Consider the following 23645-nt stretch of genomic DNA (forward strand, 5'->3'; position numbering starts at 1 on the left):
CACGGTCGCAAACCACGGGCTCAAACTACGTTCTCAAACCACTGCCTCAGACTTGCTGTCCCTCTCGAGACGAGAGCTCGCGGCCGACTGCGCGAAAAAACAGTGCCGTGAACCCCTAGTTGGATGTGGCGTTCCCGGCCGCCGGCTCCTGGTCGCCGGGGTTGGCACGCGGCGCCAGCTGCTGCCGGAGCCAGGCCGCGACCTGCCGCTCCCAGCGCTCCGGATCGACGTTCCATTCCTTGGTGTGCAGGGCCTTGTCGAAGGGCTCGAACGTGACCATCTCCGGATTCTTCTCGGCCAGCGCGGCCGAGGGCCCGAAAGGGACGTATTCGTCGTCCACGCTGTGCACAATGAGGGTCGGTGTCCGCAGCTCCACGGCCCGCGAGACCCAGTCCATCGCTTTGAGGTCAACGGGCGCGGCCAGCCCGGTCAGCCGCCGGCCCAGGCGGTGGCTGAGCATCAACTGTCCGTAGCGGCCCACGGACGACGGGATCCGGTTCAGCTCCGCGTGGTGCGCCAGCACGTTGACCCAGTTGATCACCGGCGCGTCCAAGACCATAGCCCGGATCAGGTGGCGATGCCGGGAGAGGTCGGCCGTCTGGAGGCAGATCGCGCCGCCCATGGACCAGCCGAACAGGACCACCTCGCGGGCGCCGTGTCCGAGGGCATAGCCGATCGCGGCCTCGACGTCGCGCCATTCGGTGGAGCCCAGGCCGTAGCGCCCGTCGCTCGCCGACGGTGCCAGCCCGTCGTTTCGGTAGGAGATCAGCAGGCTGGACATGCCCAGTTCCCCGGCGGTCCGGAGGGCCCGGAGGCCCTCCTGCCGGGTGGCGCCGCGCCCGTGCACCATGATCGCCCAGACGTCCGGGGTTAGATCCTCAGCCGCCGACGTGGCCCGGACCAGCCAGGCCGGCGCGGTACCGGCATCGACGTCGATCAGCACGTCCTCCACTGGAAGCCCCAGCGCGGCCGGATCCGGATAGGCCGCCCCGCTCCACCAGCCGCGCCGTGCGGTGGCAATGTCCCCGCTGTAGACGTGCTCAACCTCGCGCAGCACGGTCCGTTCGGCCGGCGAGTATGACAGGATCCGGCCGATCCGCGCATGGCCACGGCCGCCGTCGAAGAAGAAACCGTAGACCCCGTCCACCGTGGAATCCGGGGTGGCGGCGAGGATGACCTGCAGCGCCCGCCCCTCGCGGATGACGGCGAGCACTTCCTGGTCCTCTGCGCGGAACCGGGCCGGCGTGATGACCCGGCGGGCGAAATAGAGCGCGAGGGCGGAGGACCCGGCGGCGAGCACGCCCGCTGCGGCGCTGCCGCCGATGATGCCCCCCAGGGCCCACTTGGCGCTTCCGGACGGGGCAGTGGCGGTGCCCGCCGCAACTGGGACAGTCCGGCGGTCAGGGCGGAGGCGCAAGGTGGTTGCCATGGCACCATTCTTACTGAACCGCAGCCCAACCATGGCATTGCATGGCTAAGTCGGCGCGAACACGCACGGGCGCCGCGGGACACAACCATGCAGGGCACCACGAGCGCGACTAGGCTGGGGTCATGAGTGATCCAATCGTCATTTTGACAGAAGAGCCCCTCGGTGCGGATGACCGCGTCAACATTGAAACCCTGATTGCCGGCGGTGATGCGCCCGTGCTGATCCTGGTGCCGGCCAACACCGAGCGGCACCTGGTGGTGGATTTCCTGGAGAACCTTTCCTTGCTTGAAATCGCCAAAGCCTTCCGTGAACTGACGGCACACTCCGACCCCTCCGTAGAGCGGGCCGAAGCCGCCGACACCCTGGCCGCCTCGCTGGCCGCACTGTCCGGCCTGGGCGGCGGCGTCTCGGGCGAAGTGGTCGAGGGCAAGGCTGTGGACGGCCTGGTTGCCAAGGTCAAGGAACTCAGTGCCGGCCAGGCCGTGGTGATCACCCGCCCGCACGCTGTCGCAGACACATTCCACACCGACTGGGCCACCAAGGCGCAGGACAAGCTGGGGCTGCCCGTCCTGCATCTCTACGCCGGTTCGGGATTTATCGGGGACTCCTGAGCGTTGTTGAAGCATGAGCATTTTTAACAGGTCCAAATCCATGCCCTCGGCAGTACCCGCCCCCGAGGCCGCCGCAACGCTGGAACAGCCCTCTGGCGAACAGCCGACAGCCCACAAGCCGGTTGAAAAGACCGATGCCCAGTGGCGCGAGGAACTGACCCCGGAAGAGTACCGCGTGCTCCGCCAGTCCGGCACCGAGCGGCCGTACACCGGCGAATATTGGGACACCCACACGCGGGGCCTCTACCAGTGCCGTGCCTGTGGCACCGAACTCTTCACCAGCAACGAAAAGTTCGACTCGCATTGCGGCTGGCCGTCCTTCTGGGCGCCGCTGGCGGACGGCACCGTGCGCTACATCCATGACCGCACCATGGGCATGGACCGGGTGGAGGTCCGCTGCGGCACGTGCGATTCCCACCTGGGGCACGTGTTCGACGGCGAGGGCTATGGCACCCCCACGGACCAGCGGTTCTGCATCAACTCGGTCTCCCTGAAGCTCGTTCCCACGGACGACGCCGGGCAGTAAGCCGGCAGCCCTTCCCCTGCTTCCGCTGGAACGGCTTTTCGGAATCAATTGCCACAGACTTTCTTATGCTCAAGGCAATTTTGCATTAGAGCATCTGTTTGCTTGCTACGCTCGGTTTAGTTCCAGCGACACGCTCCACAGCAACCAGAAAGGCGACGATGACCACCACCGCTCTCACCGCCCCCGCCCCGATCACTGCCGGCAACCAGGAATGGCTGCGGCTCAAAGCTGCCGCAACGGCCCTGCAAGCCCTCCAGGTCAAGGACGGATCCGTGCCGGATGCCGAAGCCCACGACGCAGCGGCCGGCCACGTTGAAACCATCACCGCGGCGGTCGCGGCCCTGGCCCCGTCGTTCCCGCACGATGCCCGTTACCTTGACCTGCTCGTCACCGACTTCCGCCGGTGGGCCGACGGCGGCTTTGGCGTCCCGGATTTCCTGGATTCCCTGCAGGCCTTCCAGCCGCAGCAGCACCGGGTCAACGGGCTCCAGCACCTGGTCGTGTTCCCGATGTACACCCAGAACGGCAGCAGCAGCCGCCTCGTCGAGGCCGTGCTGATTGAGGTCATCTGGCCGGAGTTCATCGGCGGCCTGGAGACTGGCGAATACTCCAACAAGCTGTTCGTCCCCATCCGTTTCCTTGACTTCACCCCGGGCTACAACACCAACTCCGCGGTCCTCTTCCCGGAGACCGTCGCTGTCCGCGAGACCCCAACGTTCACGTGGGGCGCGATCTTCGCCGACCGCGAGGCCGCCCGCTTCCGCCGCGTCCTGCGCGCCGCCGCCGAGATCACCTCCCTGCAGCTGCCCGACGACGCCGCCGGACTGCTTGAGGACCAGGAGCTGACGCAGGAAACGTTCGTCATGTGGGACCTCATCCACGACCGCACCCACATGCGCGGGGACCTGCCCTTCGACCCGTTCATGATCAAGCAGCGCATGCCGTTCTTCCTGTACTCCCTGGAGGAACTGCGCTGCGACCTCACCGCCTTCCGCGAATCGGTGAAGATCGAGAAAGACGAGGACGCTGACCCGGAGGCACGCCGGCACGCCAAGCTGGTCCAGTACGCGGTGATCTTCGACCGGATCTTCCGCTTCGCCATCACGGGCACCCGCGTCCGAAACTACGACGGTCTTGGCGGCCAGCTGCTCTTCGCCTGGATGCACCAGCACCACGTCCTGCACTGGACCGACAGCAAACTCAGCATCGACTGGGACGAGGCCGCCGGCGTCGTGGTTGAACTCGGCGCGAAGATCGAGGAACTGTACTGGCGCTCGATCGACCGTCCCAAGATGGCCCACTGGCTCGCTGCCTACGAACTCATCTCCGGCACGGTCACGCCCAACCCGGCCTCGGTCTGGGCCAAGGGCCCGGACGCGCTGCCCCTGGACGGCCCGCCCCGGGGCCTCACGGATCAGGTCCTGGACGACGAGTTCCCGCTCTCCATGTTCTATGAGGCGCTGGAGAAGAAGATGCGGCCCGTTATCGAATCCACCGCCGGCATCACGGGTTCCTCGGATACGGGGACGGTCGCCGGCGGGGCCAGCGGCGTCCAGGCGCTGAACGCCGGATGAGCAATGGACGCACCTTGAACGTGCTGGTCACCGGCGGCAGCGGGCCGTCCGGGATCGCCACGGCCAGGGCCCTGCGGGACGCCGGCCACCGGGTCTTCACGGTCGGTTCTGATGCCGGCCGCATCGAGGCCGCCGCCGCCGAAGCCGGTGGCGGCGTCACCGCACTTGTTTGCGACCTCGCAGACCTGGCGGACGTAAAAGCCTTGCGGGCGAGCGTTGCCGGCATCGCCGGGCACGTCGACGGCGTCATCCACTTAGTGGGTGGCTGGCGCGGTGCGACAGGCATCACGGACCAGAGCGACGACGACTGGGACTTCCTGGAACGCAATGCCGTCACCACGCTGCGGAACGTCACTCGCATCTTCTTCGACGACCTCGCCGCCTCGGACAACGGACGCTTCGCCATGGTGTCCTCCACGGCCGTCAGCGCGCCGACGGCGGGCGGGGCCAGCTACATCGCGGCCAAGGCCGCCGCGGAAGCCTGGACATTGGCGGTCGCTGACGGATTCCGGCGGGCCCACGCGGCGACCGCCGGCGCGGGCTCCACCGGACAGGGAAGCGCGGACCAGGACAGCGCCCAGCGCGAACAACCGGAGCTGCGCAGCGCCGCCGCCATCTTTGTGGTGAAGGCCCTCGTTGACCCGGGCATGCGGGCGAAGGCCCCGGAACGGTCGTTCCCAGGCTTCACGGACGTCGCAGACCTGGCGGCTGCCGCCGCCGGGCTCTTCAACACTCCTGCCGGCGAGCTGAACGGGCAGCGGCTGCTGCTCAGCCGCTGAGCTGTCCCTGCTACTACGGCCCGGGCCAACGGCCCCACACACAGCGCCCCGGCTCTCCCCTGGCCTAGCCGCCTGACTTAACCCGCGACTTAGCCACTTGGGCCCGACCTCTTAGACTGAAAGCGTGAGCAAAACGATGACCAGCACAGTTGAAACTGTCCCTGCCGGCACTGCGGTGCGGCTCCACGATCCTTCCGTCCGCGGCTTCGCCTCGGACAACTATTCCGGCGTGCACCCCGAGGTTCTCGCGGCCCTGGCCGCCGCCAACGAAGGCCACCAAGTCTCCTACGGCGAGGACGACTACACCGCGCGCCTGCAGCAGCTGATGGAAGGGCACTTCGGCGAAGGCATCGAATGCTTCCCGGTGTTCAACGGAACCGGCGCCAATGTCCTGTCGCTGCAGTCTCTGCTGCCGCGCTGGGGTGCCGTCATTTGCGCCTCCACCGCCCACATCAACATGGACGAAAACGGTGCACCGGAGCGGATCGGCGGCATCAAGCTGCTGCAAGTCGGCACCCATGACGGCAAGCTCACCCCTGCACTGATCGACCAGGAAGCCTGGGGCTGGGGAGATGAGCACCGCGCCCAGCCGCTGGCCGTCTCCATCACCCAGACCACCGAGCTCGGCACTTGCTACACCCCGGACGAGGTCCGGGCCATCGCGGAGCATGTCCACGCAAAGGGCATGAAACTGCACATGGACGGCGCCCGGCTGGCCAACGCCGCCGCCCACCTGGGCGTCCCGCTGCGGGCCTTCACCCGCGACGCCGGCGTGGACATCCTCTCCTTCGGCGGCACCAAGAACGGCCTGCTGTTCGGCGAAGTTGTGGTCGCCCTGAACCCCGACGCCGCCCACGGACTGGTTTACCTGCGCAAGATGAACATGCAGCTCGCTTCCAAGATGCGGTTCATGTCTGCCCAGTTCATTGCCCTCCTCGAGGGTGACCTGTGGCTGCGGTCGGCCTCACACGCCAATGCCATGGCCGCCCGGCTGCGCGCCGGCGTCGAGGGCATCCCCGGCGTCGAACTGAGCCAGAAGACCGAGTCCAACGGCGTCTTCGCCGTCCTGCCTGCCGGCGTAGCGGACCGGCTGCGCAAGACCTTCCGCTTCTACGACTGGAACGAGGCGGCCCGCGAGGTCCGCTGGATGTGTTCCTTCGACACCACCGAGGAAGACGTTGATTCCTTCATTGCGGCCATCAAGCGCGAGCTCGCCGCTGCCTGAGCCCAGCCCGGCTTCCCCTGCCCGGCGGCGAGCCTGCCGGGCAGGGGCCAGACCGTTGCATAACCTTCCAAGGTGAGCTCCCTCGATCAGGTTCCGGCAGATTTCCTCTTCGCCTTGGGGACCCTTCGACAGGCACGCTGCCGCAGCGAGCTGCACCTGGACGAAATCCCGGCCCCTTCACGGCTGGCGCCGTTCGCGGTGGCCCTCGGGGCCGAGGTGATCGGACCGGGCGAGCCCCCAGCCGGCGCGCCGGTACACGGCCCGGCTGCCGCGGCCCTCGCCCGCGCGTCCGGCAGTGACGACGTCGAACTGGCCACCGGCCGCTTCATTCTGCTCCACGATCCCGACGGCTCTGCCGTGTGGGACGGGGAGTTCCGGATCGTCACCTACATCCGCGCCCAGCTGGAGCCCGAGATGGGCAACGACGAACTCCTGGGGTCCGTGGCCTGGACGTGGCTGGTCGAGGCGCTCGATAACCACCAAGCCCCGTACCGCTCCGCCGGCGGCACCGCCACCAGGGTGCTCTCGGAGAGCTTTGGCACATTATCCGACCGGCCGAATTCCATCGACATTGAGCTCCGGGCCTCCTGGACCCCGGCCACCCCGGACATCACCCTCCATCTGGAAGCGTGGTCGGACATGGTCTGCACCTTCGCCGGACTGCCGCCGCTGCCCGAGGGCGTGACACCCCTTCCCCGGCGCCCCCGCGGACACGCATGAGGCGCCTGTTCGGCCACGGTCACGGCCTTAGCCGCCATGTTGTCGGTAAACTGTAGAGACCATGACCCCTCAGAATCCGGAAATCAGCACGGCCGGCGCCATCCGCAATACGGCCGAGGCTGCCGACACCACAGCCCACATCACCGTGGAAGGCTTCGACAGCCTGGTCCCTGAAGTGATCGACCTCGACGTACCCCGCGACGGCGTGCCCCTGGTCATTGAAACCCAGTCCGGACTCGAACGCTGCGCCGCAGCCCTCGCAGCCGGCCACGGCCCGGCGGGCGTGGACGCGGAGCGGGCCTCAGGTTTCCGCTACGGCCAGCGCGCCTTCCTGGTCCAGATCCGGCGCGAAGGCTCCGGGACCTGGCTGATCGATCCAGAACCCTTCGGGGACCTGAGCATCATCAATGACGCACTGCGCGGCGTCGAATGGATCCTGCACGCCGCCAGCCAGGACCTCCCCTGTCTGTCCGAACTCGGCATGTGGCCGGACAAGCTCTTCGACACCGAGCTCGCCGCGCGCCTGGCCGGACTGCCCCGGGTGGGCCTCGCTGCCGTCATCGAACAGCTCCTGGGCTTCGGCCTGGCCAAGGAACACTCCGCGGCCGACTGGTCCACCCGTCCCCTGCCGGAACCGTGGCTGCGCTATGCGGCGCTCGACGTCGAAGTCCTCACCGAACTGCGCGAGGAACTGATCGAACTCCTCGTGGCAGACGAAAAACTGGAATTCGCCGAGCAGGAATTCGCCGCCATCCTCGAGGCCGGACAGGCCCCGCCGCGCGTTGATCCATGGCGCAAGACGTCCGGACTGCACCAGATCCGGGACCGCCGCCAGCTGGCCGCAGTGCGGGAACTGTGGCTGGAACGCGATTCCCTGGCCCAGAAGCGCGACGTCGCCCCCGGCCGGCTGATCCCCGACTCCGCCCTCGTGGCCGCCGCCAAGGCGATGCCCTCCACGGTTCCCCAGCTCCTCGGCACCAAAGGCTTCCACGGCCGCGCCGCCCAGCGCGAGGCGCCCCGCTGGCTGCGCTGCATCAGCATGGCCAGGGCACTCGAGGACCTGCCGCCGCTGCATCTGGCCACCAACGCTCCCCCGCCCCCGCGCGTCTGGGCGGACCGGGACCCGGAGGCGGCCGCTCGGCTTGCCACCGCCCGCCCGAAACTGCAGGCCAGGGCCGAGGAACTGAACCTGCCAGTGGAAAACCTGCTGACTCCGGACTACCTTCGGCGGGTGGCGTGGCGTCCCCCGGCAGAGCTCAGCGAGGAAGGCGTGGCCGAGGAACTGGCGAACCTCGGGGCGCGCCAGTGGCAGATCGAAATTACTGCGCCGCTGATTGCCCAGGCCTTCCTGCACCCGGCGCCGCTGCCCGCGAAGGAGCCCAAGGCCCCCGCCGAGGCGCCATCGGATTCCACCGTCTAGCAGATATTTTCCGGGCCGCTCCTTCCCTCCTTGCCAGCTATGTTACTGGCGAGTAACATTATTCATGATGTCGTTCGGATCCGCCTGCCTGAGGCAAGCCCTGCCACAGGCCCGGATCCGGCAACCATGTCTCAATGAGGAGAAGCACGTGAGCCAAGCCCAGAGCACCAGCAGCGCGATTCCCCGCGCCGCCGGTCCCCGCACTGTGCGCGACGTCGTCTTTGTCGACGGCGTCCGCACCCCGTTCGGCCGCGCGGGCGAAAAAGGCATCTACGCCGGCACCCGCGCCGACGACCTCGTTGTCAAGTGCATCCGCGAACTGATGCGCCGCAACCCCTCCCTTCCTGCGGACCGGATCGACGAGGTCGCGATCGCCGCCACCACCCAGACCGGCGACCAGGGCCTGACCATCGGCCGCACCGCCGCGCTGCTGGCCGGACTCCCCCGGACCGTGCCCGGCTTCGCAATCGACCGCATGTGCGCCGGCGCCATGACCGCCGTAACCACGACCGCGAGCGGCATCGGCTTCGGTGCGTACGACGTCGTGATCGCCGGCGGCGTGGAACACATGGGCAACCACCCAATGGGCGCCGGCGCAGACCCCAATCCGCGCTTCATGTCCGAACGGATCGTGGACCCTGCCGCCCTCAACATGGGCAACACGGCCGAGAACCTGCATGACCGCTTCCCGGCCATCACCAAGGACCGCACGGACGCCTACGCCGTCGCCTCGCAGGACAAGCTCGCCGCCGCCTACGCCAATGGCCAGATCCAGCCCGGCCTCGTGCCCGTCGCCACCATGAAGCCGGGCCAGGGCTGGACCGTCAACACCGTGGACGAACCCCCGCGCCCCGGGACCTCACTCGGGGACCTGGCCGCCCTCAAGACCCCGTTCCGCGCCCATGGCCGGGTCACGGCGGGCAACGCCGCGGGCCTGAACGATGGCGCAACGGCCGCCCTGCTGGCCTCCGCCGAGGCCGCCGAGGAACTCGGACTGCCGGTCAGGATGCGCCTGGTCTCCTACGCCTTTGCCGGCGTGGAACCCGAGGTCATGGGCATCGGCCCGGTCCCGGCGACCGAGAAGGCCCTGAAGAACGCCGGACTCGGCATCGGGGACATCGGCCTCTTCGAAATCAACGAGGCCTTCGCCGTCCAGGTCCTCAGCTTCCTGGACCACTTCGGGATAGCCGACGACGACCCCCGGGTCAACCGCTACGGCGGCGCGATCGCCGTCGGGCACCCGCTGGCGTCCTCGGGGGTCCGGCTGATGAACCAACTGGCCCGGCAGTTCGAAGAGGACCCCTCGGTCCGCTTCGGCATGACCACGATGTGCATCGGCCTGGGCACGGGGGCCACCGTAATCTGGGAAAACCCGCTTCACGCGGACTACGGCACCGAAACACCCGGCACCGCAGCACCCACCACCGACGCCCGGCAGACCACGACCACCGAGACTGGAGCAACAGCATGAGCGCCGCTGATTTCCGCAAGCTTGCCGATCTCTTCCCGACTGAGACGGTCACCCATTCCTATGTCCAGGACATCGAACTGCCCGCCGTCGACGGCAAGAGCCCCGGCACCTTCGCACTGGTCACCCTCGACAACGGCCTGGACCACTCCAAGCCCACCACGCTCGGGCCCAACACCCTGATCGAGCTCGGCACGGTCCTGGAAAGGCTGAAGGAACGCGCCGCCCGCGGCGAGATTGCCGGCGTCGGCGTCACCGGCAAGCCGTACTTCCTGGTGGCCGGCGCCGATCTCTCCACGGTCAAGTCGGTCAGCGGACGCGAGCAGGGCCTGTGGATGGCCCAGCTCGGCCACGACGTCTACTCCACCCTGGCCAACCTGGGTGTGCCGAGCTTCGCGTTCATCAACGGCCTGGCCCTGGGCGGCGGCCTGGAGATCGCGCTGCAGTCCACTTACCGCACGGTCTCCACCGGCGCCGGCGCGCTGGCGCTTCCCGAGGCCTTCATCGGGCTCATCCCGGGCTGGGGCGGCGTCTACATCCTGCCGAGGCTGATCGGGCCAGAGAACGCACTCAAGGTCATGATCGAAAACCCGCTGACCAACAACCGCACCCTCACCGGGCCGCAGGCCTACGAGCTCGGCATGGCGGACGCGATGTTTGAGCCGGCCGACTTTGTGGAACAGTCCCTCGCGTGGGCCGCGAAAGTCATCGCCGGCGCGGCGGCGCCGGAGCGGGCGAACGCCGTGGACCCGTCCGCTCCGGAGGTCACCGCACGCTGGGCGGCCGCCGTCGCCAAGGGCCGGGCATTTGTGGAGGCCAAGACCTCCAATGCCTCACCGGCGCCGGCCAAGGTCCTGGACGTCATGGAAGCCAACCGCACCCTGACCCAGGCGCAATCCGCCGAGCTCGAATGCGAAACTCTGGCGGACCTCATGCAGACCGACGAGTTCCGCTCTACCGTCTACGCCTTCCTGGACCTCGTGCAGCGGCGCGCCAAGCGTCCCGCCGGCGCCCCCGACCGCAAGCTCGCCCGCCCGGTGACGAAGATCGGCGTCGTGGGCGCCGGGCTGATGGCGAGCCAGCTGGCCCTGCTCTTCGCCCGCCAACTCAAGCTTCCGGTGGTGCTGACGGACATTGACCAGGCCCGCGTAGACAAGGGCGTGGCCTACGTCCACGCCGAGGTGGACAAGCTCCTGGCCAAGGGGCGGATCAGCCCCGACGCCGCCAACCGCACCCGCGCGCTCGTCACGGGATCTGTTGACAAGGAGGCCTTCGCCGACGCCGACTTCGTCATCGAGGCCGTCTTCGAGGAACTCAACGTCAAGAAGCAGGTCTTCAAGGAAGTCGAGGCCATTGTCTCGGCAGAGTGCATCCTCGCGACCAACACCTCTTCGCTGTCCGTCACCGCGATGGCGGAGGACCTGGAGCACCCTGAGCGCCTGGTCGGCTTCCACTTCTTCAACCCGGTGGCCGTGATGCCGCTGCTGGAGATCGTGCGCGCGCCGAAGACCGACGACGCCGTGCTGGCCACCGCGTTCGAGCTCGCCAAGGGGCTCAAGAAGTCCGCAGTGCTGGTCAAGGACGCCCCGGCGTTCGTGGTCAACCGCGTCTTGCTGCGCCTCATGGGCGAAGTCACCGCGGCCTTCGACGAGGGCACGCCCGCCGACGTGGCGGATAACGCACTGCGGCCGATGGGCCTGCCCATGACTCCCTTCGTGCTCGGTGCCATGGTGGGACTGCCGGTGGCCCAGCACGTCCAGGAATCGCTGCACACGGCGTTCGGGGACCGCTTCAGGGTCTCGAAGAACCTGCAGTCCCTGATCGACAACGGCGTGACGTCCATTTGGGCCGCGCAGAGTGGGACGCCGGTGCCAGGCCCGGACGGCAAGCCATTCGTCCCGGCCGAAACCCTGGCGCTGATGTCCTTCGGCAGCAAACCGTCCACCGGCGGGGAGGTGCTGCGCCGGACGCAGGACGCGCTGGCGCAGGAAATCGGGCTCATGCTCGAGGAGGGCGTCGTCGCCGGCCCCGAGGAGATCGACCTCTGCATGATCCTCGGTGCGGGCTGGCCGATGTTCCTGGGCGGCATTACCCCGTACCTGGACCGGGTAGGCGCATCGGAGCGGGTCAACGGGAAGAAATTCCTGGCGGCAGGCGTGGCGTCCGAGCCGGCTTAAAGCTGGCCTGCGCGGCCTCCCGCCGACCTGCCCCGGCGGGAGGCCGCCTACTGCCCTGTGGCGCCGCGCGTGTTCAGGCGGCGCGTGCCGGTGCCGCGCGTCCGGAGTTAGATCCTGCTCAGCCGGCCGTCCCTGAGTTCCAGGACCCGGTGCGCGTTCAGCCGGGCGTAGGCCAGGTCATGGGTGACCATGACGACGGCGGTGCCCGTTTCGGCGGCGCGGGCGACGGCGGACTGCAGCGCCGCGAGTCCGTGCCGGTCCAGGCCCACGCTGGGCTCGTCCAGGGCCAACACCGCCGGTTCGCGGGCCAGGACCGTGGCCAGGGCGAGGAGGCGCTGCCGGGAGGCAGAGAGTTCGGCCGGGTGGGCGGCCTCCGTGCCGGAGAGTCCCACCGCGGCCAGCGCCGCCCGGGCCTTGCCCTCGGCATCGGCTTTCCCGAACAGCTGCCGGAGTCCGAACGCTGCCTCCCGCAGGACAGTCCGTTCGAACAGCTGGTCCCGGGGGTGCTGGAACAACAGGCCCATGGAGGCCGCGACGGTTCCCACCGGCACGCCGGTAATGCTGCGCCCGCAGACCCGCACATCCCCCTCCGAGGGCCGCAGAAGTCCGTTGAAGTGGCGCAGCAGTGTCGATTTGCCCGCGCCGTTGGGCCCGGTCACGGCAATGATCTCGCCCGGATTCACGGCCAAGTCCACGTCCCGGAGGATCCGGGCCCGCGCGGGGTCGGGGGCGCCTCGACGCCGCGGGTCCGCGCCGTAGCCGAACCCTACCCCGCGCAATTCCAGCGATGCCGGCCCGGGGCCGGGCGCCGGGACAGGAACCCGACCGGGACCACGGGCTCCGGCAGCGAGGCTGAGCAGAATAGCGCCGGGGGCAGTTGCAGCAGGGCCACCAACGCTCGGCCCAGCAGCGCCGGGACCAGTTGCAGAAGAGCCACCAACGCTCGGCCCAGCAGCGCCGGGGCAGCTAACACCAATCACCCCGGCCCGCTGCAGCTCGGCCGAGCCGGCCAGCTGCGCCGACGTTCCCGCAGCGGTGACCGTCCCGCCGTCGAGCACTATCCAGTGCGTCGCTTCGGCGGCGAGGCGGTCCGCCGCCTGGCTCAGCAGGACGACGCCGGTCCCGGCGCCGCTGAGGCTGCGGATCAGCTCCTCAACCTGCGCGGCTCCGGCCGCGTCCAGCGATGCCAGCGGCTCGTCCAGGATGAGTATGTCCGGTTCCGTGATGACGGCGCAGCCCATGGCGAGCCTTCGCAGCTCTCCTCCGGAGAGCGTGGCCGGATCCCGGTCCAGCAGGTCCGAGAGTCCCGTGCGCGCGGCGGTGCGTTCCACCGCGCGGAGCATGTCATCGCGCTGCGTCGCACGGTTTTCCAAGCCGAAGGCGAGTTCTTCGGCGACCGTGGCGCGCACGGAGGAGAGCATCGCGGCCGCGTCCTGCGGGACGAACGCCACGCGCCGGGACCATTCGGCGGGGTTGATCCGGGGATCGTCGGGCGTGCCGTGGAATTCCAGCAGAGTGTCGCCGAGCTCCAGGCTGCCGCGGAATTCTCCGGCGTGACCGGCGCGGAGCCAGCCGGCCATGAGTTTGCCCAGTGTGGATTTTCCGCTCCCTGAGCCGCCCAGGACGGCGGTCAGGGAGCCCGGCGCGACCGAGACCGCCATTCCGCTGAGCACCGGGGTGTTCTCGCCGTGGAACGTGAACGCCTCGATCCGGATCTGCAGCGCGGTCCGGGTGGTCGCCGTCATGACGGCACTCCGGCAGGCCAGGAGGCCACAATCCGCGCCGCGACGGCGGCTGCCGCGAACAGCAGGGCGGCAGCCCGGAAGCGGCGCTGGGCGGGCGGGTCGCCGACTTCGCGGTAACTGGTGCGGGGTCCCGGAGTGCCGAAGCCGCGGGCGTCGAGCGCCTGGGCGCGGCTGCCGGCGTCGTCGATCAGGGCCAGGACCAGCGGCACCATCTGCAGGCGGAGGGCACCGAGCCGCGACAACAAGCCGCGCCGGACCACCATCCCGCGCGTTTCCTGCGCCTGCCGGATCCGGTCCAGGCGGACCGCGACGGCGGGCAGGAGGGTGAGGGTGGAGGCCAGGACGAAGCCGAACTGCGGCGGGATCCTCCGCCCGGCGAGGGCGGAGACGAGGTCGGGAACGCTGACGGTGAAGGAAAAGAGCAGGAAAACCAGGACGCAGGCGGTGGTCCGGGTTCCGAGTTCCAGCGCGAAGCCAAGGCCCTCGGCCGTGACCCTGGCCGGCCCCCACTGGGCGAGCACGGTCTGGCCTTCGGGGAAGAACAAGCCGTGCAGCACCAGCAGGGACAGGCACAGGGGCGTCAGGATCACCGCCGCGGCGGGCAGGACTCGCCCTGCCACTCCACGGCGCACCGCGAGGAGCACCGCGGCGAGGGCCACGGCGACAGACAGCGGCCAGTACGCGGCCGCCGTTGCGACGACGGCGGCGCAGGCGGCAGCGGACAGTGCGGTGAAGGGGTGGAGAGGCGGTTTCATGTCATGGTCGTGGGGTCGGAGTGTCACTACCACACTGTCACAGCAGTCACAGCAGAGGAGTCAGGCGTCCGGCGCTGCCGGGGCCTTGCCGGCGAGCACCCGGTAGCGGCGCACGAAGGGGAACTGGAAGGTGGTGCGGCGGGGCAGGGCGTAGGCGAGCAGCGCTGCGATCGCGAAGACGATCGCTTTGTCCATGGGATCGGAAATCAGTGCCTGTTTGGTAATCGCGGCCAGGAGCGTGTCCCCCATGGCACGGAAGGCGCTGACGATCGCCCCCGTGCCCAGGCCTGATGTGCCGCCGAAGACGAACGCGGCGATCGGGGCGGAGACGACGCCGGCCAGGATGCCGGTGACGAAGCCGGCGATGGGCGCGAAGTAGAAGCGGCGGAACAAGCCGGCGCGGGCGGCCATGCCGGCGAGGAAACCGATGAGGGCTGCGCCGGCGGCGAAGGGCAGGACGGTGGGGTTGAAGAAGGACCAGACGATGCTGCTGAGCGCGCCCGTGGCGGCACCGGCTGCGGGGCCGGCGAGAACAGCGATCAGGACGGTGCCGATCGCGTCGATGTAGAACGGCAGGCCCGTGCTGCCCATCAACTGTCCGAGGACCACGTTCAGAACCAGCGCCACCGGGATGAGGACAACGGTGGAAGTGGGGAGAACGGGCAGGACTGCCACAAGCAGCAGCACCGCGCCGAGCAGGAAGCCGCCCAGGGCCACGAGGGCCGAGAAACTGGCCGGGCCGTTAGCAATGTCCGCGGGCTGGGTCAGCACCAGGAAGATGTACGTGGCGGCGATGGAGGCCGCGCCTGCGATTTCGAGCAGGCGGCGCCTGCGGCCGGCCGCCTGTCCAGGGGCAGTGATGGTGAGGGCTGGCTGTGACATGGGGGTTGTTCCTTTGGCTGGGTGCAACAAGTTCCGCCTCATGTCACCTCGGCGCAGCTACCATTCTAGCGAGCAGCTGCCCTTTCTGGCGATCTGCGGACCCGCCCGGGAACTCCCCGCCGTGACTGAACAAAGATGCCCGGCGTCAGGGCGTCGAGGAACTGGGGCCTACAGCGCGGGCGAGGGCGCCGACCGAGGAAATCAGTTCGTCGAAGCAGTGTTCGGGGTTGTTGTCAGAGACAATCCACGCGTTCGGCGGCATCCCCCACAGCCCGCGGTAGTCGGCCACTGTGGTGCCCATCAGCAGCGGGGAGTCCGTTTCGACGTCGACAGTGGCCAGCCGGGTGGCGAACGGTGTGCGTCCCGCGGCCGCGCAGGCCGCGAAGGCGTCGTGCACGTGCGCCACGTAGCCCTGGTCGTAGAGCCGGTGAAATTCCATATAGAAGCGCAGTGCATCGGAGAGGCACGCGACGAGGGGGTTGCGGGACTGGCTGCGCTGGCCTTCGGGCTGCTCCGGGAGGACGAGTTCCGGCGCCGCACCCGCGGCCTCGCCGAGGCGGCGCAGGTGCTCCGGGTGCATCTCGATGCGCTCGGTCATTTCCAGGGCACACAGCACCGGCAGTTTGTCCTCGGGCATCCCCCGGTAGGCGGCAAACACCTCCTTGGCGGCATGCGGGTCCACCGAGGTGTTCCATTCGGCCGTCGGGGTCGTGTTGCCCTGGTAGTAGAAGCTGCCGCCCATGATGACGAGTCCCTTGAGCAGCCGGGGCAACTCCGGCTCGCGGCGAAGGGCCAGGGCGAAGTTGGTCAGCGGGCCGGTGATCAGCCCGGTGATCTCGCCCGGGTGCGCCCGCACCTCCTCCACCCAGACGTCGACGGCGTGCCGCGCCGAGATCTGCTGGCGCGGCGGCGGCAGCTCAGCGTAGCCAATCCCCTGCGGCCCGTGGGTCTCCTCGGTGGTGACCAGCGGGATCTCCAGTGGGATTTCGGCGCCAGTGGCCACCTCGATGCCCTCGCGGCCGCACAACTGAAGCAGGGCCAGGTTGTTCAGCGCCACCTGGCTGGCCCCGACGTTCCCGGCGGTGCACGTGATTGCCTGGAGGTGGACCTCGGGCCTGGACAGCAGATAGACCAGCGCCAGGGCATCGTCAATCCCGGTGTCGACGTCCATCAGGATCGAGTGCGTGACGGCCGGGCCGGCCGCGGGGGCGCCCACAGCCTGACCGTTCAGGGCCGGACCGTTCAGGGCCCGCTCGTTCAGAACAGTGCCACCTTGGGCGTGCGCGGGAAGAGATCATTCAGCTCGGCCAGGTCGGCCTGGCTGGGGATCCAGGCCACGGCAGCGGCATTCTGGCGCACCTGCTCCGGCGTGGTGGCACCGGCGATGACACTGCTGACGGACGGCTGGGCGGCAAGCCAGGAGAACGCCACCTGGACTTCGTTGAGCCCCCGCGCGGCGGCGAACTCGCCGAAGGCACCCAACTGCTCCCAGTCGGCGTCGTGGACCAGGTTGGTGCGGGTGTGGCTGAGTCGGGATCCCTCAGGGGCCTTGCCTGCCGAGTATTTGCCGGTCAGCAGGCCGTTGGCGAGCGGGAAGTACGGCAGGACGCCCAGGCCGTAAGCCTCGGCCGCGGGTGTTACCTCGAGCTCGGCGCGGCGGTCCAGCAGGTTGTAGTGGTTCTGGCTGGAGATGAAGCGGGCTCCCCCGCGGGCGCGGGCCACGTATTCGGCCTCGGCGATCTGCCAGCCGGCGCGGTTGGAGTGGCCGATGTAGCGGACCTTGCCGCTGGTGACGAGGTCATCGAGGGCCGAGAGCGTCTCCTCGACGGGCGTGAGCGGGTCCGGGGTGTGGAACTGGTAGAGGTCGATCCAGTCCGTGCCGAGCCGGCGCAGCGAGGCTTCCGCTGCCTTGATGATGTAGCGGCGGGATCCGCGCGCCCCAAAGTCCTCGCCATTGGCGCCGCGCATGTCCATGCCGAACTTGGTGCCGATGACCGCGTCGCCGCGGCGGGCGCCCAGGGCTTTGCCGAGCATGGTCTCGCTGAGGCCCGGCTCCCGGCCGTAGGTGTCCGCGACGTCAAAGAAGGTAATCCCGGCGTCGAGGGCCGCATGGACGACGGCGTCGGTGCCTTCCTGCGATTCGGTCACGGTCCCGGAACGGCCCAGGTTGTTGCAGCCAAGTCCCACAACCGAGACGGACAGTCCGGAATTTCCTACGCGGCGGTATTCAGTCATGGATTCAGCCTATATCGCCCCGGCCTGCGGCCCGTCCAAGCCCGCCCGCGCGTCCCGTCCAAGCCTGCCGCCGGCGACTGCAGCTAGCCTGCGGGCAGTTCCAGCCCGTGCTCGTCCATGGCGTCCTGGAGTTGCGCCATGGTGCGCGGGCAGACGCCCGGCATTCCGGCAAGCCGGCGCCGGCCAAGCTGCACGAGGTGTTCGAGGGTTTCGACCCCTGCGTGTGCAAGTGACTTGCGCGCGGGCGCCGCCAGTCCTGCGGGGAGTGGAGTGCTGCCTGGTCGAGAGGATTTTCGCGTCACTGCGTTGCCTTCCAGTCGGATTCCCCCAAACTGATGTGAGCCGTCCCCCGGCTCCTTACCGGTGTTGCCTAGAGCGTGAAGCTGTTGGCCGGTTTCGGTGAGTGCTTGAGCTTAAAAGTGTCCTCGCCAAACGGCGCGGCGCCAATGCTCAGCTTGGTAAAGTCCAGGTCCTCGCCGCGGATACAGACCTTGATGGCGCCGACCGTCTTGTTAACGTCCGGGGTGAGGCAGAAGATATTGAGCTTAGCGTCGGAAAACTCGCTGCGGTCCACAATCCCCAGGCCACGCCAGGCGAGGTGGCTGATCAGGGCGTCCTTGGCCTTTTCCTCGAGGTACCGGTCCCGGCTGGTCCCGTCCTTGGTCTTCAGCGCGTATTGGGCCACCACCCAGAACTGTTCCTGCTCGGGGATTTCGGCGTACCCGTCCTCGGCGCACTGCACGGCGAACGCGTCCATGAGGCGCTCGGCGGCTTCGGCGTTTTCGACGTCGGTCTCGTCTGTGCTGCTCTGATGTCCGACGACGCCGTGGTTCATCACGAACTGGCTGTAGTCCTCATCAAACCAGGCTTCCCTGAACTGCAGGGTGCCCTCTTCGTCGCGCTTGTAAACCCGGATAATTCCACTCATATGCCAGTTCCTTCCTGGGACCGTCCGGTGCCCAAAGAGCGGCGCAGGACGGGGTATTGCTCAAAGATGTGCTGGCTACAGCAGCGGCAGGCTGCCGGTGCTGGGGTGTTCCTGGCCGGGCAAGGGGCGCGCAAACGGCACCTTGGTGCCCAGGACCTGGGCGACGACGTCGTGGGTGATCTGCTGTGCGGTCAGCCCGACGCGTTCGAGCACCTGGTTGCGGGTGCCGTGATCGAGGAACTCCACCGGGAGCCCGACCTCGTTGAGGGCGGTGTCCACACCCGCGGCCCGCATCTCCTGGCGGATCCGGGAGCCGACACCGCCGGCCCGCACACCGTCCTCGATGCAGATGACGAGGCGGTGGCGTGCGGCGAGATCGATGATGGACCGCCGGACCGGGAGGAGCCAGCGGGGATCCACCACCGTGGAACTGATGCCCTGAGCCCCGAGCCGGTTGGAGACGTCCAGCGCGAGCTCGGACATGGCGCCCACGCTGACGATCAGGACGTCGTTCTCGCTGGATCCCGCGGGCCGGCGGGCCAGCACGTCCACGCCGTCGTCCAGGCGTTCGACCGCCTCGACTTCGGCGCCGACGCTGCCCTTGGAGTAGCGGAGCACGCTGGGGGCGTTTTCGATGGCCACGGCCTCGCGAAGTTCCTCCCGCAGCCGGGTGGCGTCGCGCGGTGCCGCGAGGTGAAGCCCCGGGACGATTTGGACCATGGCCATGTCCCACATGCCGTGGTGGCTCGCGCCGTCGGGTCCGGTGACGCCGGCCCGGTCCAGCACGATCGTGACGCCGGCTTTGTGCAGGGCCACATCCATCAGCAACTGGTCGAAGGCACGGTTCAGGAACGTCGCGTAGACCGCGACCACCGGATGCAGTCCCCCGAACGCCATGCCGGCAGCTGAGGTGAGGGCGTGCTGCTCGGCGATGCCGACGTCGAACACGCGCTCCGGGTGCCGGGCGGCGAACTTGTGCAGCCCAACCGGAATCAGCATGGCCCCGGTAATACCAACGATGTCCTTGCGCTCGTCGGCGATGTCGGCGATCTCGTCGGCGAACACGGCGGTCCAGGATTTGGCGCCGCCAGCCTCGGTGGGTGCGCCGGTCTCCGGATCGATGATCCCCACGGCGTGGAACTGGTCCGCCTCATGGGCGCGGGCCGGCGCGTAGCCGTGGCCCTTTTCCGTCATGGCGTGCACGATCACGGGGCCGGCGTAGTTTTTAGCCGTGGAGAGCGCGTTTTCCATGGCCTGGAGGTCATGGCCATCGACGGGACCGATGTACTTCATGCCGAGGTCCTCGAACATGCCCTGCGGGGCCCACCAGTCCTTGAGGCCCTTCTTCATGGCGTGCAGGCTCTTGTAGGTGAACTGGCCCGCGGGGCCGCCGTTCTGCAGTTTGCGCTTCCACCACTCCAGCGTGCCCTCGTAGGAGGGGGCGGCGCGGAGGGAATCGATGGTGGGGCGCAGGGAGGCGAGGTAGTCAGCGAAACCGCCCACTGTCGCGGCGTAGGAGCGGCCGTTGTCGTTGACCACAATCACGACGCGACGTTTCTTGTCCGCGGCGATGTTGTTGATGGCCTCCCAGGCCATGCCGCCAGTCAGGGCGCCGTCGCCCACCACCGCGACGACGAAGCGGTCGCCGTCGCCGGTCAGTTGCCGGGCGCGCGAGATGCCGTCGGCCCAGGACAGGGACGAGGACGCGTGCGAGCTTTCGACGATGTCGTGCTCGGATTCGGCGCGGTCGGGGTAGCCGGAGAGGCCGCCCTGCTGGCGGAGCGTGCTGAAATCCTGCCGCCCGGTGAGGAGCTTGTGCACGTAGGACTGGTGACCGGTGTCGAAGACGATGCTGTCGCGGGGGGAATCGAAGATCCGGTGCACCGCGATGGTGAGCTCGACGACGCCGAGATTGGGGCCCAGGTGCCCTCCCGTCTGGGAGACGTTGCCGATCAGGAAATCCCTGACCTCGGCTGCCAGCTGATCCAGCTGCGCCCCGGACAACTTATTCAGGTCCTGCGGATTCCGGATGGTGTCCAAGATTCCCAACGGCCCCTCCTTCGGGTGGTAGACATCCTTTTAACTCTAACGCCTCCGGGCGGGCCGCCGCGCCGGAGCCCTGCCCCACCCGTCCCGGTGTCCCGGAACCGGTCCGTGAACCGGGAACGCGAAGGCCCCGGCCGGTCAGTGACCGGCCGGGGCCTTCGCATGCGTTGCCGGACCTTGCCGGCGGCTCCGCCTAGTGCGCGGAGATCTGGCGCAGGACGTACTGCAGGATGCCACCGTTGCGGTAGTAGTCCGCCTCGCCCGGGGTATCGATGCGCAGCACGGCGTCGAAGGACGTGACGGTGCCGTCCTCGGCCGTGGCTGTGACCTTGAGGGTCTTCGGCGTGGTGCCGTCGTTCAGGGCGGTGACGCCCTCAACTGCGTAGGTTTCCGTGCCGGTCAGGCCCAGGCTGGCAGCGTTCTGGCCGGCCGGGTACTGCAGCGGCAGGACGCCCATGCCAATCAGGTTGGAGCGGTGGATACGCTCGTAGCTCTCTGCCACCACAGCCTTGACGCCCAGGAGCGCCGTGCCCTTGGCAGCCCAGTCACGGGACGAACCGGAGCCGTACTCCTTGCCTGCCAGGACCACCAGCGGGGTGCCGGCGGCCTGATAGTTCTGGGCGGCGTCGTAGACGTAGGCCTGCGGGCCGTCAGCCTGGCTGAAGTCGCGGGTGAAGCCGCCCTCCACGCCGTCCAGGAGCTGGTTCTTGATGCGGATGTTCGCGAACGTGCCGCGGATCATGACCTCGTGGTTGCCACGGCGTGAGCCGTAGGAGTTGAAGTCCTTGCGCTCCACACCATTGGCCAGCAGGTACTGGCCGGCGGGGGTATCCGACTTGAAGGAACCGGCCGGGGAGATGTGGTCCGTGGTGACGGAGTCGCCGAGCTTGAGCAGCACGCGCGCACCGGTGATGTCCTGGACCGGCTCCGGCTGGGCCTTCATACCCTCGAAGTACGGGGGCTTACGGACGTACGTGGACTTCTCGTCCCAGGCGAAAGTGTCGCCGGCGGGGGTGTCGAGCGCCTTCCAGCGATCGTCACCCTCAAAGACGCCTTCGTAGCCGCGGGCGAACATTTCCTTGTCGATCGAGGAATCGATGACCTGCTGGACCTCGACCGGGTTCGGCCAGATGTCCTTCAGGAAGACGTCGTTGCCGGCCTCGTCCTGGCCCAGGGCGTCGTTGTCGAAGTCGAAGTCCATGGAGCCGGCCAGGGCGTAGGCGATGACCAGCGGCGGGGAGGCCAGGTAGTTCATCTTCACGTCCGGGTTGATCCGGCCTTCGAAGTTGCGGTTACCGGAGAGCACGGCGGTGACGGAGAGATCGTTGGCCTGGATGGCCTCGGAGATCTCCGCGTCGAGCGGACCGGAGTTGCCGATGCAGGTGGCGCACCCGTAGCCCACGATGTAGAAGCCGAGCTTCTCCAGGTACGGGGTCAGGCCCGACTTGTTGTAGTAGTCGGTGACTACCTTGGAACCGGGCGCCACCGAGGTCTTGACCCACGGCTTGGACGTCAGGCCCTTGTCGACGGCGTTGCGGGCCAGCAGTGCGGCGGCCAGCATCACGGACGGGTTGGACGTGTTGGTGCAGGAGGTGATCGAGGCGATCGACACTGCGCCGTGGTCCAGCTCGAACTCGCGTCCGTCCGCGGTCTTGACGCTGACCGTGTTGGACGGGCGGCCGTTGGACTTCGGGCCATGCGCGTGCGGGGCCACGTCACTGAGGTGCGACGCCGAGGCGGTGAACGAGGGCGAGTCCGAAGCAGGGAAGCTTTCGTCGATCGCTTCGTCGAGGGTTCCGTCGGCCAGGTCTTCCTTCACGTAGTTGCGCAGGTCCTCGCGGAACTGGGCCTTGGACTCGGTGAGGATGATGCGGTCCTGCGGGCGCTTCGGGCCGGAGATCGACGGAACAACCGTGGACAGGTCCAGCTCGAGGTACTCGGAGAACTTGATCTCGTGGGAGGGATCGTGCCAGAGGCCCTGTTCCTTCGCGTAGGACTCCACGAGGGCGACGTTCTCGTCGGACCGGCCGGTGAGGCGCAGGTAGTCGAGTGTGACATCGTCGATCGGGAACATCGCGGCAGTGGAGCCGAACTCCGGGCTCATGTTGCCGATAGTTGCACGGTTGGCCAGCGGCACAGCCGCAACGCCTTCACCGTAGAACTCGACGAACTTGCCGACCACACCGTGCTTGCGCAGCTGCTCGGTGATGGTCAGGACGACGTCCGTGGCGGTGGCGCCGGCCGGGATGGAGCCGGTGAGCTTGAAGCCCACGACGCGCGGGATGAGCATGGAGACGGGCTGGCCGAGCATGGCAGCCTCGGCCTCGATGCCGCCGACGCCCCAGCCCAGCACGCCCAGGCCGTTGACCATGGTGGTGTGCGAGTCGGTGCCGACGCAGGTGTCCGGGTAAGCGCGGAGAACGCCGTCAATTTCGCGGGTCATGACGGTGCGGGCCAAGTACTCAATGTTGACCTGGTGCACGATGCCGGTGCCCGGCGGGACGACCTTGAAGTCATCGAATGCCGTCTGGCCCCAGCGCAGGAACTGGTAACGCTCACCGTTGCGCTGGTATTCGATCTCCATGTTGCGCTCCAGTGCGCCGGAGTTGCCGAAGGCGTCAATCTGGACCGAGTGGTCAATGACCATTTCGGCCGGTGCCAGCGGGTTGACCCGCTTGGGGTCTCCCCCGAGCTCCTTGACGGCCTCACGCATGGTGGCGAGGTCGACGATGCAGGGCACGCCGGTGAAGTCCTGCATGATCACACGCGCCGGCGTGAACTGGATCTCAGTGTCGGGCTCGGCGCTGGGATCCCAGCCTGCCAGCGCACGGACGTGGTCGGCCGTGATGTTGGCACCGTCCTCGGTCCTCAACAGGTTTTCAAGCAATACCTTGAGGCTGAACGGAAGGTTTTCTGCACCTTCGACGGAGTTCAACCGGAAAATTTCATATTCGGTTCCGGCTACATTAAGTTTGCCTTTTGAACCGAAACTGTCCACAATGCTCATTCGCAGGACTCCTCTCGCAACAGTTTCATCTTTGTCGCGCCGCAGGACCCTTGCTAGTTAGGTCGGCCTAACTAATACAGGCATCAGTACATCGTGGTACGCAATGCAGGTACGAAAC

The 23645-nt window shown here is 68.1% G+C and carries 19 protein-coding genes; 9 read left to right on the forward strand and 10 right to left on the reverse strand.

The annotated features are described in order from the left end of the window. Positions 1-115: 115 nt before the first annotated feature. Positions 116-1429, reverse strand: a complete 1314-nt coding sequence (locus tag AC1DEM_RS18865; protein WP_476885813.1) for an alpha/beta hydrolase family protein — start codon at positions 1427-1429, stop codon at positions 116-118. 122 nt (positions 1430-1551) lie between these two features. Between AC1DEM_RS18865 and AC1DEM_RS18870 the strand changes: the two genes are divergently transcribed. The 9 genes from AC1DEM_RS18870 (at position 1552) to AC1DEM_RS18910 (ending at position 11929) form a co-directional block, all read left to right on the forward strand. Further along, the gene (locus tag AC1DEM_RS18870) at positions 1552-2040 is read left to right on the forward strand and encodes a hypothetical protein (RefSeq protein ID WP_476885814.1); all 489 of its coding nucleotides are present in this window, start codon (positions 1552-1554) and stop codon (positions 2038-2040) included. A 13-nt stretch (positions 2041-2053) separates the two neighbouring features. After that, complete coding sequence (msrB, locus tag AC1DEM_RS18875) at positions 2054-2566, forward strand: peptide-methionine (R)-S-oxide reductase MsrB (RefSeq protein WP_476885815.1); 513 nt, start codon at positions 2054-2056, stop codon at positions 2564-2566. Positions 2567-2724: 158 nt separating this feature from the next. Continuing rightward, positions 2725-4140 carry a DUF6421 family protein gene (locus tag AC1DEM_RS18880; RefSeq protein WP_476885816.1) on the forward strand — a complete coding sequence of 472 codons (1416 nt, stop codon included), beginning with the start codon at positions 2725-2727 and terminating at the stop codon, positions 4138-4140. Continuing rightward, complete coding sequence (locus AC1DEM_RS18885) at positions 4137-4919, forward strand: SDR family oxidoreductase (protein WP_476885817.1); 783 nt, start codon at positions 4137-4139, stop codon at positions 4917-4919. Before AC1DEM_RS18880 ends, AC1DEM_RS18885 begins: the two co-directional genes overlap by 4 nt. Before the next feature lie 136 nt (positions 4920-5055). Further along, on the forward strand, positions 5056-6144 hold the full coding sequence (locus AC1DEM_RS18890; RefSeq protein ID WP_476885848.1) for a threonine aldolase family protein: 1089 nt from the start codon (positions 5056-5058) through the stop codon (positions 6142-6144). A gap of 72 nt (positions 6145-6216) precedes the next feature. After that, positions 6217-6864, forward strand: a complete 648-nt coding sequence (locus AC1DEM_RS18895) for a DUF3000 domain-containing protein (RefSeq protein WP_476885818.1) — start codon at positions 6217-6219, stop codon at positions 6862-6864. A gap of 61 nt (positions 6865-6925) precedes the next feature. Beyond that, positions 6926-8284 (forward strand): HRDC domain-containing protein, encoded by a 1359-nt coding sequence (locus AC1DEM_RS18900; RefSeq protein ID WP_476885819.1) that lies wholly within the window; start codon positions 6926-6928, stop codon positions 8282-8284. A gap of 148 nt (positions 8285-8432) precedes the next feature. Then, positions 8433-9755, forward strand: coding sequence for a thiolase family protein (locus AC1DEM_RS18905; protein WP_476885820.1), 1323 nt, complete (start codon positions 8433-8435; stop codon positions 9753-9755). Then, complete coding sequence (locus AC1DEM_RS18910) at positions 9752-11929, forward strand: 3-hydroxyacyl-CoA dehydrogenase NAD-binding domain-containing protein (RefSeq protein ID WP_476885821.1); 2178 nt, start codon at positions 9752-9754, stop codon at positions 11927-11929. The genes AC1DEM_RS18905 and AC1DEM_RS18910 overlap by 4 nt, the downstream gene beginning before the upstream one ends. A 107-nt stretch (positions 11930-12036) precedes the next feature. Here AC1DEM_RS18910 and AC1DEM_RS18915 read toward each other — a convergent pair whose 3' ends face one another. The 9 genes from AC1DEM_RS18915 to AC1DEM_RS18955 all read right to left on the reverse strand — a co-directional run bounded on the left by AC1DEM_RS18915 (position 12037) and on the right by AC1DEM_RS18955 (position 23527). Beyond that, a complete protein-coding gene (locus AC1DEM_RS18915; protein WP_476885822.1) occupies positions 12037-13674 on the reverse strand; it encodes an ABC transporter ATP-binding protein in 1638 nt (545 codons plus the stop codon). Further along, positions 13671-14429 carry an energy-coupling factor transporter transmembrane component T gene (locus AC1DEM_RS18920; RefSeq protein WP_476885849.1) on the reverse strand — a complete coding sequence of 253 codons (759 nt, stop codon included), beginning with the start codon at positions 14427-14429 and terminating at the stop codon, positions 13671-13673. The genes AC1DEM_RS18915 and AC1DEM_RS18920 overlap by 4 nt, the downstream gene beginning before the upstream one ends. Positions 14430-14489: 60 nt before the next feature. Beyond that, entirely contained in the window at positions 14490-15311 is an 822-nt protein-coding gene (locus AC1DEM_RS18925) for an ECF transporter S component (RefSeq protein WP_476885823.1), read from the reverse strand. A gap of 145 nt (positions 15312-15456) precedes the next feature. Next, entirely contained in the window at positions 15457-16482 is a 1026-nt protein-coding gene (locus AC1DEM_RS18930) for a nucleoside hydrolase (protein ID WP_476885850.1), read from the reverse strand. 86 nt (positions 16483-16568) lie between these two features. Then, the gene (locus tag AC1DEM_RS18935) at positions 16569-17546 is read right to left on the reverse strand and encodes an aldo/keto reductase (protein WP_476885824.1); all 978 of its coding nucleotides are present in this window, start codon (positions 17544-17546) and stop codon (positions 16569-16571) included. A gap of 83 nt (positions 17547-17629) precedes the next feature. Then, complete coding sequence (locus tag AC1DEM_RS18940) at positions 17630-17848, reverse strand: helix-hairpin-helix domain-containing protein (RefSeq protein ID WP_476885825.1); 219 nt, start codon at positions 17846-17848, stop codon at positions 17630-17632. Positions 17849-17916: 68 nt separating this feature from the next. Further along, positions 17917-18474, reverse strand: a complete 558-nt coding sequence (locus tag AC1DEM_RS18945; protein ID WP_476885826.1) for a hypothetical protein — start codon at positions 18472-18474, stop codon at positions 17917-17919. Between the two features lie 75 nt (positions 18475-18549). After that, positions 18550-20523, reverse strand: a complete 1974-nt coding sequence (gene dxs, locus AC1DEM_RS18950) for a 1-deoxy-D-xylulose-5-phosphate synthase (protein ID WP_476885827.1) — start codon at positions 20521-20523, stop codon at positions 18550-18552. Positions 20524-20713: 190 nt separating this feature from the next. Further along, entirely contained in the window at positions 20714-23527 is a 2814-nt protein-coding gene (locus AC1DEM_RS18955; RefSeq protein WP_476885828.1) for an aconitate hydratase, read from the reverse strand. Positions 23528-23645: the final 118 nt, after the last annotated feature.

This window comes from Arthrobacter sp. 05T420 (assembly GCF_056396305.1).

What these genes read in the sequence shown, in the direction of transcription:
- AC1DEM_RS18915 (WP_476885822.1), bottom strand. Translation starts at nt 13,674, where the DNA reads ATGACGGCGACCACCCGGACCGCGCTGCAGATCCGGATCGAGGCGTTC.
- AC1DEM_RS18890 (WP_476885848.1), top strand. Translation starts at nt 5,056, where the DNA reads ATGACCAGCACAGTTGAAACTGTCCCTGCCGGCACTGCGGTGCGGCTC.
- msrB (WP_476885815.1), top strand. Translation starts at nt 2,054, where the DNA reads ATGAGCATTTTTAACAGGTCCAAATCCATGCCCTCGGCAGTACCCGCC.
- AC1DEM_RS18920 (WP_476885849.1), bottom strand. Translation starts at nt 14,429, where the DNA reads ATGAAACCGCCTCTCCACCCCTTCACCGCACTGTCCGCTGCCGCCTGC.
- AC1DEM_RS18910 (WP_476885821.1), top strand. Translation starts at nt 9,752, where the DNA reads ATGAGCGCCGCTGATTTCCGCAAGCTTGCCGATCTCTTCCCGACTGAG.
- AC1DEM_RS18870 (WP_476885814.1), top strand. Translation starts at nt 1,552, where the DNA reads ATGAGTGATCCAATCGTCATTTTGACAGAAGAGCCCCTCGGTGCGGAT.
- AC1DEM_RS18900 (WP_476885819.1), top strand. Translation starts at nt 6,926, where the DNA reads ATGACCCCTCAGAATCCGGAAATCAGCACGGCCGGCGCCATCCGCAAT.
- AC1DEM_RS18935 (WP_476885824.1), bottom strand. Translation starts at nt 17,546, where the DNA reads ATGACTGAATACCGCCGCGTAGGAAATTCCGGACTGTCCGTCTCGGTT.
- AC1DEM_RS18865 (WP_476885813.1), bottom strand. Translation starts at nt 1,429, where the DNA reads ATGGCAACCACCTTGCGCCTCCGCCCTGACCGCCGGACTGTCCCAGTT.
- AC1DEM_RS18880 (WP_476885816.1), top strand. Translation starts at nt 2,725, where the DNA reads ATGACCACCACCGCTCTCACCGCCCCCGCCCCGATCACTGCCGGCAAC.
- AC1DEM_RS18930 (WP_476885850.1), bottom strand. Translation starts at nt 16,482, where the DNA reads ATGGACGTCGACACCGGGATTGACGATGCCCTGGCGCTGGTCTATCTG.
- AC1DEM_RS18885 (WP_476885817.1), top strand. Translation starts at nt 4,137, where the DNA reads ATGAGCAATGGACGCACCTTGAACGTGCTGGTCACCGGCGGCAGCGGG.
- AC1DEM_RS18955 (WP_476885828.1), bottom strand. Translation starts at nt 23,527, where the DNA reads ATGAGCATTGTGGACAGTTTCGGTTCAAAAGGCAAACTTAATGTAGCC.
- AC1DEM_RS18925 (WP_476885823.1), bottom strand. Translation starts at nt 15,311, where the DNA reads ATGTCACAGCCAGCCCTCACCATCACTGCCCCTGGACAGGCGGCCGGC.
- AC1DEM_RS18945 (WP_476885826.1), bottom strand. Translation starts at nt 18,474, where the DNA reads ATGAGTGGAATTATCCGGGTTTACAAGCGCGACGAAGAGGGCACCCTG.